8 protein-coding genes are annotated in these 9,486 nt (G+C 70.0%); 3 read left to right on the top strand and 5 right to left on the bottom strand.

Going from position 1 to position 9,486, the window contains the following annotated elements; genetic code table 11:
* The coding region (locus ACLN58_RS12930) for an IMPACT family protein (RefSeq protein WP_415855671.1) at positions 1–402 on the bottom strand (402 nt) is incomplete at its 3' end.
* Positions 403–456: 54 nt separating this feature from the next.
* Here ACLN58_RS12930 and coaE point away from each other — a divergent pair.
* Together coaE and uvrB are read left to right on the top strand one after the other, a co-directional pair.
* Entirely contained in the window at positions 457–1,083 is a 627-nt protein-coding gene (gene coaE, locus ACLN58_RS12925; RefSeq protein WP_415855670.1) for a dephospho-CoA kinase, read from the top strand.
* A gap of 52 nt (positions 1,084–1,135) precedes the next feature.
* Complete coding sequence (gene uvrB, locus ACLN58_RS12920) at positions 1,136–3,244, top strand: excinuclease ABC subunit UvrB (RefSeq protein ID WP_415855669.1); 2,109 nt, start codon at positions 1,136–1,138, stop codon at positions 3,242–3,244.
* Positions 3,245–3,335: 91 nt separating this feature from the next.
* On the opposite strand, the gene ACLN58_RS12915 is transcribed toward uvrB, so the two are convergent.
* Genes ACLN58_RS12915 through ACLN58_RS12905 form a run of 3 tightly spaced genes read right to left on the bottom strand, consistent with a single transcriptional unit; the run spans position 3,336 to position 7,795 of the window.
* A complete protein-coding gene (locus ACLN58_RS12915; protein WP_415855668.1) occupies positions 3,336–4,652 on the bottom strand; it encodes an alpha/beta fold hydrolase in 1,317 nt (438 codons plus the stop codon).
* Entirely contained in the window at positions 4,649–5,227 is a 579-nt protein-coding gene (locus tag ACLN58_RS12910; RefSeq protein WP_415855667.1) for a GNAT family N-acetyltransferase, read from the bottom strand. The genes ACLN58_RS12915 and ACLN58_RS12910 overlap by 4 nt, the downstream gene beginning before the upstream one ends.
* Before the next feature lie 9 nt (positions 5,228–5,236).
* The gene (locus ACLN58_RS12905) at positions 5,237–7,795 is read right to left on the bottom strand and encodes a DEAD/DEAH box helicase (RefSeq protein ID WP_415855666.1); all 2,559 of its coding nucleotides are present in this window, start codon (positions 7,793–7,795) and stop codon (positions 5,237–5,239) included.
* A gap of 34 nt (positions 7,796–7,829) precedes the next feature.
* Here ACLN58_RS12905 and ACLN58_RS12900 point away from each other — a divergent pair, with 34 nt between their 5' ends.
* Complete coding sequence (locus ACLN58_RS12900) at positions 7,830–8,627, top strand: trans-aconitate 2-methyltransferase (protein WP_415855665.1); 798 nt, start codon at positions 7,830–7,832, stop codon at positions 8,625–8,627.
* Positions 8,628–8,643: 16 nt separating this feature from the next.
* On the opposite strand, the gene ACLN58_RS12895 is transcribed toward ACLN58_RS12900, so the two are convergent.
* The gene (locus ACLN58_RS12895; RefSeq protein WP_415855664.1) at positions 8,644–9,324 is read right to left on the bottom strand and encodes an MBL fold metallo-hydrolase; all 681 of its coding nucleotides are present in this window, start codon (positions 9,322–9,324) and stop codon (positions 8,644–8,646) included.
* Positions 9,325–9,486: the final 162 nt, after the last annotated feature.

Raw genomic sequence — 9,486 nt, 5'->3', positions numbered from 1 at the left:
CGAGACCGATTCCGAATAAGCGCGCACGAGCCCGCCCGCCCCGAGCAGGATCCCACCGAAGTAGCGCACGACGACGGCGGCCACGTCGCTCAGGTCGGCGGCGCCGTCGAGCGTGGCCCCCTTGAGCAACGCCTCGAGCATGGGAATGCCGGCGGTTCCCGAGGGCTCGCCGTCGTCGTTGCTGCGCTGGGCCGTCCGGTCGGGGCCGAGCACGAACGCGCTGCAGTGGTGCCGCGCGTCGTGAAACTCCCGTCGCAGCTCGGCGACGAGGGCGCGGGCCTCGTCCTCCGTCTCGGCACGCCGCAGGACCGTGATGAAACGCGAGCGCTTGATCTCGAGCTCGTGCCGGTGCTCCCCGTCGATCGTGCTGTAGCGGAGCGCGTGGCTGGGGGTCTCGGTCACCGACCCAGCTTAGGTGCGGGCGGGCGGGTGGGTTCAACCAGCTACAGTGGTCGGGTGCTGAGAGTGGGCCTGACGGGTGGGATTGCGTCCGGGAAGTCCGAAGTGTCGCGGCGCCTCGCTGAGCTGGGGGCGATCCTCGTGGACGCCGATGTGCTCGCGCGCGAGGTCGTTGAGCCGGGCACAGACGGCCTCGCCGAGGTCGCCGAGGCGTTCGGGCCGGAGGTGCTCGCGGACGACGGCGGGCTCGACCGCGCGGCCCTCGGCGCGGTGGTCTTCGCCGACCCGAGGCGACGCGAGCTGTTGAACTCGATCATCCACCCGCGGGTCCGGGCCAGGGCCGCCGAGATCGCCGCGGCCGCCCCGGACGGAGCGGTCGTGGTCCAGGACATCCCGCTGCTCGTCGAGACGGGCCAGGCCGCGAGCTTCGATGTCGTGATCGTGGTGGACGCTCCGGACGAGGTGCGCATTCGCCGCCTCGAGGAGCGCAACGGCCTGAGCGAGGAGCAGGCCCGCGCGCGCATGGCGGCCCAGGCAACGCGCGAGGAACGCCTCGCCGTCGCGGACCAGGTGGTCGAGAACGCGGGCACGCTCGAGGAGCTGCGCGCCGCCGTCGACCGCCTCTGGCGCGACGTCCTCGCCCCCGCCGCGGCACGCTCGAGCGCGGCCCCGGACGCCGATTAGCCCGAAGCGAATGCGGACACGATCTGTCCGCTGCCCGGCGTAGATTGGGTTCATGAGCCTTGCGCAGGAGATCAACCGCGTCGTCGCGCCCTTCGAGGTCGTCAGCGAGTATCAGCCCGCGGGCGATCAGCCGACGGCCATCGCCGAGATCGCCGAGCGAATCCAGAACGGGGAGAAGGACGTGGTGCTCCTCGGTGCCACCGGCACCGGCAAGAGCGCGACGACGGCGTGGGTCATCGAGAAGCTCCAGCGCCCCACGCTCGTGCTCGTGCAGAACAAGACGCTCGCGGCGCAGCTCGCCAACGAGTTCCGCGAGCTGCTGCCGAACAACGCCGTCGAATACTTCGTCTCGTACTACGACTACTACCAGCCCGAGGCGTACGTCCCGCAGACCGATACGTTCATCGAGAAGGATTCCTCGATCAACGAGGAGGTCGAGCGGCTGCGCCACTCGGCCACCAATTCGCTCTTGACGCGCCGCGACGTGATCGTCGTCGCGACGGTCTCATGCATCTACGGCCTCGGCACGCCGGAGGAGTACGTCGCGGGCATGGTCACGCTGCGCAAGGGCATGGAGCTGGACCGCGACGCGCTCCTGCGGCAATTCGTCGCGATGCAGTACGTCCGGAACGACATGGACTTCCACCGCGGCACGTTCCGCGTGCGGGGGGACACGGTCGAGATCATCCCGATGTACGAGGAGCTCGCGCTGCGCATCGAGTTCTTCGGCGACGAGGTGGAGAGCGTCCACACTCTCCACCCGGTCACGGGCGAGGTGATCCGCGAGGAGACGGAGATGTACGTCTTCCCCGCCTCGCACTACGTGGCCGGCCCCGAGCGGATGAACCGTGCGATCACCGCGATCGAGGACGAGCTTGCGGAGCGGCTCAAGTCGCTCGAGTCGCAGAACAAGCTCGTCGAGGCGCAGCGACTCCGCATGCGGACCACCTACGACCTCGAGATGATGCAGCAGATGGGCTTCTGCTCGGGCATCGAGAACTATTCGCGGCACATCGACGGCCGCGAGGCGGGATCTGCGCCGCACTGCCTCATCGACTACTTCCCGGACGACTTCCTGCTCGTGATCGACGAGTCCCACGTGACCGTCCCGCAGATCGGGTCGATGTACGAGGGCGACATGTCCCGCAAGCGCACGCTCGTGGAGCACGGCTTCCGACTGCCGTCCGCGATGGACAACCGCCCGCTCAAGTGGGACGAGTTCCTCGAGCGGATCGGCCAGACGGTCTACCTCTCCGCGACGCCCGGCAAGTACGAGCTCGGCAAGGCCGACGGCGTCGTGCAGCAGATCATCCGACCCACCGGACTCGTGGACCCCGAGGTCGTCGTCAAGCCGACGAAGGGCCAGATCGACGATCTGCTGGGGGAGATCCGGGACCGCGTGTCCCGAGACGAGCGCGTGCTCGTCACGACGCTCACGAAGCGCATGGCCGAGGATCTCACCGACTACCTCATGGGCCACGGCGTCAAGGTCCAGTACCTCCACTCGGACGTCGACACCCTGCGACGCGTCGAACTCCTCCGCGAGCTCCGGCTCGGCGTGTTCGACGTGCTCGTGGGCATCAACCTCCTGCGCGAGGGTCTTGACCTGCCCGAGGTCTCGCTCGTGAGCATCCTCGACGCCGACAAGGAAGGCTTCCTGCGCTCGTCGACCTCGCTCATCCAGACGATCGGCCGCGCGGCCCGCAACGTGTCCGGCCAAGTGCACATGTACGCAGACAAGATCACGGACTCGATGGCCCAGGCAATCGACGAGACGAACCGCCGTCGAGAGATCCAGATGGCGTTCAACCGCGAGAGGGGCATCGACCCGCAGCCCCTGCGCAAGCGCATCGCGGACATCACCGACCAGCTCGCGCGGGAGGACCAGGACACGCGCGCGCTGCTCGAGAACAACCGCCTCGCGAAGGGCGGCAAGCGCCGTGGCTCGGGCGACTCGACGGACAAGGCCGCGGCCGAGCTGCGCAGGGACGGGCTCGCCGCGGCTCCCGCCGAGGACCTCGTGGGCCTCATCGAGCAGCTCACCGAGCAGATGCACGGCGCGGCCGCCGAGCTGCAGTTCGAGCTCGCGGCGCGGCTGCGCGACGAGGTCGCTGACCTCAAGAAGGAACTGCGCCAGATGCAGGCGGCCGGACACGCCTGAGCCCGTTCAGGAGTCACCTACGGTGGGTGCCTCATCATCTAGGGGTCACCTCCCGTGGGTGACACCCGCGTTAGGTGACCCTTGAACGGGGTCAGTCCTCGCGCACCATGGCGAGGAGCCTTGCGAAGATGCCCTCGCCGTCGTCCGTGATGCCGTCGTGGTGGAAGTCCGCCGTCTCCCACACGCGAAGCCCGCGGACGCGCGCCGCCGTCTCGAGCGAGAGGTCGCGGTCCACATAGATGTCGTCGCGGTACACCGCCGCGGCGACCGGGACGGAGTTTTCCGCGAGCCGGCCCGCATCGTAGAGCGATCCCCAGTCCGACTTCTCGGCGAGCGCGTGCGCGGTCTCGGCCAGCGGCGCGAGCGCGGGGTCCTGCTCGAAGAGCCACGGGCACACCATCTCTCCGAGCAGGAGCGGCTCCGCGGCATCGGGCCGGAAATCGGGGCGCTCGTCGAGGACGCGCCACGCGGCCCATCCGCTGGCCTCGCCCTGAGCGTAGATCGACTCGTGCAGCACTGCGTACAGCGGGTTGGGCGCTCGCGTGACGCTCGCGTGGACCTGGGCGAGGAAGCTGTCCGAGAGCCGGGTGCCGTCAGCGCCGCGGGTGAACGCGTCCTCAAGCAGGTAATGCAGCGAATCGACGCGCGTGTTGCCCCCGAGGAAGTTCCCCACGAGCTGGAAGCGTTCGGGGCTCAAACGGCTCCCGTCGGGGAGCCGCTCGTCGGTCGCGCGGAGGTGCTCGACGATCTCGGTCACGCGCGCCCGGTCGTCGGGGTACCACGCGAAATACTCGGCGTTGCGGGCGGCGAGCCTCGCGTACGTTGCGCGGTAGACGCGCTCGGCGGGGCCGTCGAGCGGCGCGAGCCCTCCCGTGATGAGCGCCTCGCGCAGCCCGTGGGGCGCTAGCGAGAGGTACGTGAGTGCGCAGAAGCCGCCGAAGCTCTGCCCGTAGACGGTCCACGGGCCGGAGCTGAGGGCGCGCCGGATTGCCTCGCAGTCGAGCACGATCGAGTCGGCCCGGAAGTGGCTCAGATACGCGGCCTGCTCGGCTGGGCCGCCGCGGAGCGGAAGCGTCGAGCGGTCGGCCGGCGTGGAGAGACCGGTGCCGCGCTGGTCGAGCATGAGGATGCGGAAGTCCTTCGCGGCCTCCTTCATCCATCCGGACAGCGAGGTGACGCGCGCCCCGCGGCCACCCGGGCCGCCCTGCAGGAACACGAGCCAGGGGAGCCGTCCGGCGACCTCGGCCGGGTGGGCCGCGGAGACGTATTCGCGCGCGAAGACCTCGATCTGCTCGCCGCCGGGATTCCCGTGGTCGAGCGGGACCGTGAAGACGTGCTCCGTGGTGCGGAGTCCCCGAAAGGCGTGCGCGCCCACGACGCGATGTCGTGAGGCTTGCGCCGTGCTCACTCGGGAGCCCCAAAGTCCGCGAGCGCGCTGCCGGTCAGGCGGAAGGTGTCCCACTCCTCGAGTGGCGCGGCGCCGATGCTCCTGTAGAAGCCGATCGAGGGTTCGTTCCACTTGAGCACGCTCCATTCGACGCGCGCGTAGCCGCGTTCGACGGCGATGCGCGCGAGTTCCGCGAGGAGCGCCTTCCCGTAGCCGCGGCCGCGCGCCTCGGGGCGCACGTAGAGATCCTCGAGGTAGATCCCGTGGGTGCCTTCCCATGTCGAGTAGTTGAGGAACCAGAGCGCGAACCCCATGACCCCGTCACCGTCCTCGACCACGTGCGCGAAGATTGCCGGGCTGTCGCCGAAGAGCTGCTCCGCGAGCACAGGAGCGGTGGTCTTGACGGCGTCCGGCTCGCGCTCGTAGATGGCCAGCTCGTGGATGAGCTCGAGGATCGAGGGGACGTCGTCAGGGGTAGCCGGCCGGAGGCCGGCGGCGGGCGGGCGGGAAGAATCAGTCCGGAGGCCGGCGGCGGGCGGGCGGGAGGAATCAGTCCGGAGGCCGGCGGAGCGGGTGCGGTCGGGGAGGAGGCTCATGCTTCTAACCTAGCCACCGAGACGTCCAAGCTTCGTCAGCCGGATCACGGCGCTGCCCGCCTCGTCGCTCGCGGCGAGGTCCACGTCCGCGGAGAAGCCCCAGTCCCGGTTCCCCGCAGGGTCATCGAAGATCTGCCGCACGTGCCACACACCGGGCCCCTCCTCGATGATGAGGAGCTGCGGCCCGCGCGCGTCGGGGCCCGTGCCGATGTCCTCGTGCTCGTCGAAGTAGCCGTCGAGCGCGTCCTCCCACGCCTCCTCGCCGAAGCCAGCCTCGCCGTCGAGCTCGGCGAGCGCCTTCGAGTCCTCGTCGGCGAACAGCTCGACGCGCCGGAACAGCTCGTTGCGGACCATGACCCGGAAGGCCCGGACGTTTGACGTGAGCGCGGGCGGCGGGGGCGGCGGCGCGTCGTGGCGGTGCAGCTCGTGGCCGCTCGTGAGCTCCTCCCACTCGTCGAGGAGGCTCGAGTCGACCTGACGGACCAACTCGCCGAGCCACGCAATGAGGTCCTCGAGGTCCTCCCGGAGCGCGTCCTGGGGCACGGTCTGGTTCAGGGCCTTGTAGGCGTCGGTGAGGTATCGGAGCACGATGCCCTCGCTGCGGGCCAGCCCGTAGAACTGGACGAACTCGCCGAAGTCCATGGCGCGCTCGTACATGTCCCGGACCACGGACTTGGGGGCGAGTTCGAAGTCGGAGACCCACGGCGCGTGCTTGCGGTACTGCTCGAATGCGGCGTCGAGGAGCTCCTTGAGCGGCTCGGCGTACGTGACGTCGTCGAGGAGCGCCATCCGCTCCGTGTACTCGAGGCCGTCCGCCTTCATCGCGGAGACGGCGTCCGCGCGGGCGCGCTTGAGCTGGGCCGAGAGGATCTGGCGGGGCTTCTCGAGGGTCGCCTCGATGACGGAGACGACGTCGAGCGCGTACGACGGCGTCTCCGGCCCGAGCAGGTCGAGTGCGGCGAGCGCGAAGGGGGAGAGCGGCTGGTTGAGCGCGAAGTTCTCCTGGAGGTCGACAGTGAGGCGCAGCGTGCGTCCCGTCGCGCGGTCCTCCGCGCTGAGCTCGCCCGCCGGGATGCGTTCGACGACGCCGGCCGCGAGCAGCTCGCGGAGGATCCCGAGCGCGCGGCGCATGAGCCGCAGCTGCGCCGTGCGCGTCTCGTGGTTCTCCTCGAGCAGGCGGCGCGCCGCGGCGACCGGATTGCCGGGCCGCGCCACGAGGTTGAGGAGCATCGCGTGGGTCACGGAGAAGCTCGAGGTCAGAGGCTCGGGCGAGGCCTCGACGAGCCGCTCGAACGTGGGCTTCCCCCATGAGACGAAGCCTTCGGGCGGCTTCTTCTTGACGACCTGGCGGAGCTTGCGCGCGTCGTCGCCGAATTTCGCGCGCGCCTTCTCCATGGCCCGATTGTTCTCGACGACGTGCTCGGGTGCCTGCACCACCACGGTTCCCGCAGTGTCGAAGCCGGCCCGCCCGGCTCGGCCCGCGATCTGGTGGAACTCGCGCGCGTTGAGGTGCCGCGTCCGCTGGCCGTCGTACTTCGTGAGGGCCGTGAGCAGCACGGTGCGGATCGGCACGTTGATGCCCACGCCGAGCGTGTCCGTCCCGCAGATCACCTTGAGGAGCCCGGCTTGGGCGAGCTGCTCGACGAGGCGCCGGTACTTGGGCAGCATGCCCGCGTGGTGCACGCCGATGCCGTGGCGCACCAGGCGGTTGAGCGTCTTCCCGAAGCCAGCCGCGAACCGGAAGCGCCCGATGAGCTCGGCGATACGATCCTTCTCCTCGCGCGTGCACATGTTGACGCTCATGAGCTGCTGGGCGCGCTCGATGGCCTCGAGCTGGCTGAAGTGGACCACGTACACGGGGGCCTGCTTCGTTGCGAGCAGTTCCTCGAGCGTCTCGTGGACGGGCTTCTCCTCGTAGTAGTAGTGCAGCGGGATGGGCCGTTCCGCCCCGGCGACGGTCGTCGTCGTCCGCCCCGTGCGCTCGGTGAGCTCCGTCTCGAAGCGGCTCACATCGCCGAGGGTCGCGCTCATGAGGAGGAACTGCGCCTGCGGGAGCTCGAGCAGGGGGACCTGCCACGCCCAGCCGCGCTGGGGGTCGGAGTAGAAATGGAATTCGTCCATGACCACCGGGCCGAGTTCCGCCGCGGAGCCTTCCCGGAGCGCGTGATTCGCGAGGATCTCCGCCGTGCAGCAGATGATCGGGGCCTGCCCGTTGACGGACGAATCGCCCGTGACCATGCCCACGTTCTCCGCACCGAAGATCTCGCACAGGGCAAAGAACTTCTCGGAGACGAGCGCCTTGATGGGTGCGGTGTAGTAGCTGCGCTGGCCCGTCGCGAGGCCGTGGAAGTGGGCGGCGATCGCCACGAGCGACTTCCCCGAGCCCGTGGGGGTCGCAAGGATCACGTTGTTGCCCTCGACGAGCTCCATGACGGCCTCGTCCTGCGCCGGGTAGAGCGAGAGGCCCCGGCCCTCGGCCCACCCCACGAACGCCTCGTAGACGGCGTCCGGAAGCGCAGTGGTGTCGGCGTTGCCGCCGCGGTCGGGGAGGAGCTGGTCGAGTCTCATGGCGGCTTCAGCCTATCCGCACTAGCGTGGAGCCATGAGCGCTTCGCCCACGTGGGACCCTGCCCTCTACGTCCGCTTCGGCGACCACCGGGGCCGGCCGTTCTTCGATCTCACGTCCCGCATCGGTGCCGAGTCGCCCCAGCACGTCGTGGACCTGGGCTGCGGCCCGGGGACGCTCACCGCGGCGCTCGCGGACCGCTGGCCGGACGCCGCCGTGGAGGGGATTGACAGCTCGCCGGACATGATCGCCGCGGCGGATCGCACGACGCCAGGCAGGCCCCGCCTGAGCTTCCGGCTCGGCGAGATCGTGGGCTGGGAGCCCGCGGACGACGTCGACGTCCTCGTTTCGAACGCGGCGCTCCAGTGGGTGCCGGGTCACCAGGCGCTCATCGGCAGGTGGCTCGAGCAGCTGGCGCCGGGCGCGTGGCTCGCGGTCCAGATTCCGGGGAACTTCGGCGCGCCCTCGCACACGCTCCTCCGCGAGCTTGCGGAGTCGTCCCAGTGGGAGCGCGAGCTGCGGGGCGTCCTGCGGCACAGCGACGCGGTCGGCGAGCCCTCCGACTATCTGCAGCTCATGCTCTCGGCCGGCTGGGAGGCGGACGTGTGGGAGACCACCTACCTCCAGCTCCTCACGGGGGAGGACCCCGTGCTCAACTGGGTCCGCGGCACGACCCTGCGTCCGGTCCTCGACGCGCTCTCGCCGCAGGAGGGCGCCCAGTTCGAGGAGCAGTACAACCAGCTCCTGCTCGACGCGTACCCGGCGGCGGAGCACGGAACCGTGTTCCCGTTCCGGCGCATCTTCTGCGTGGGCCGCAAGCCCGAGGCCGTCTAGCGGTCGAACGGTGGCCCTACCAGCCCCGCGCGCGCCAGTCGTCGAGGTGAGGCCTCTCTGCGCCGAGCGTCGTCGGCCTGCCGTGGCCCGGGTAGACCACGGCGTCGTCGGGGTACACGTCGAAGAGGCGCGTGATGACGTCGCCGATGAGGAGATGGAAGCGGTCGGGGTCTTTCTGCGTGTTGCCCACGCCGCCGGGGAACAGCGAGTCACCGGAGAAGATGAGGTGAGGGCCGTCGTCGTCCTTGAGGACGTAGGCGATCGAGCCCGGGGTGTGGCCGCGGAGGTGCACCGCGGTGAGGTCGAAGCCGCCGTGCTCTTGCGCGCCGGCGGATACTTCACCGCACGTGTAGACGTCGCCGTGGTCGAGGACGACGTCGACTGGAACGGGGATGCCGGAGACATCCTGACGCCCGGCGGCCGTGCGCGCGCCGGTCGCTTCGACGAGCCCCTCGAGCGCGCGGACGTGATCCCAGTGCTGGTGCGTCGTCGCGATGAGCTCGAGCTTCGTGGGCGCCCCGGAGTCGGCCGCGCCTTCGGCGAGAAGTGCCTGGAGGGCCGGAAGATCGTCGGCGGCGTCGATGAGCACCTGTGCCCCGGAGGCCTTCGCGGTGATGAGGTAGACGTTGTTGTCCATGTCTCCCACTGCGACCTGCCGAACCGTGACGTGCGCAAGATCGTGGATGAGGCTCGTCATGCGGCCAGTGTAGGCCTGCGGGATCCCGTGTGGCGGGGGGCCCGGCCGGGCTACTCTGGTGCCCATGCAGGATGCGGACTTCCCGGGCGCGTGGCGGCCCGATCAGGGCCTCTCGGCCCCCTTGTTCGAGCAGCTCCGGCGCCACATCGCGGACCTCGTCGC

This window comes from Sinomonas sp. G460-2 (genome assembly GCF_047759905.1).
Taxonomy (GTDB): Bacteria; Actinomycetota; Actinomycetes; order Actinomycetales; family Micrococcaceae; genus Sinomonas.
This window is presented reverse-complemented; position numbering and strand designations above follow the sequence as displayed.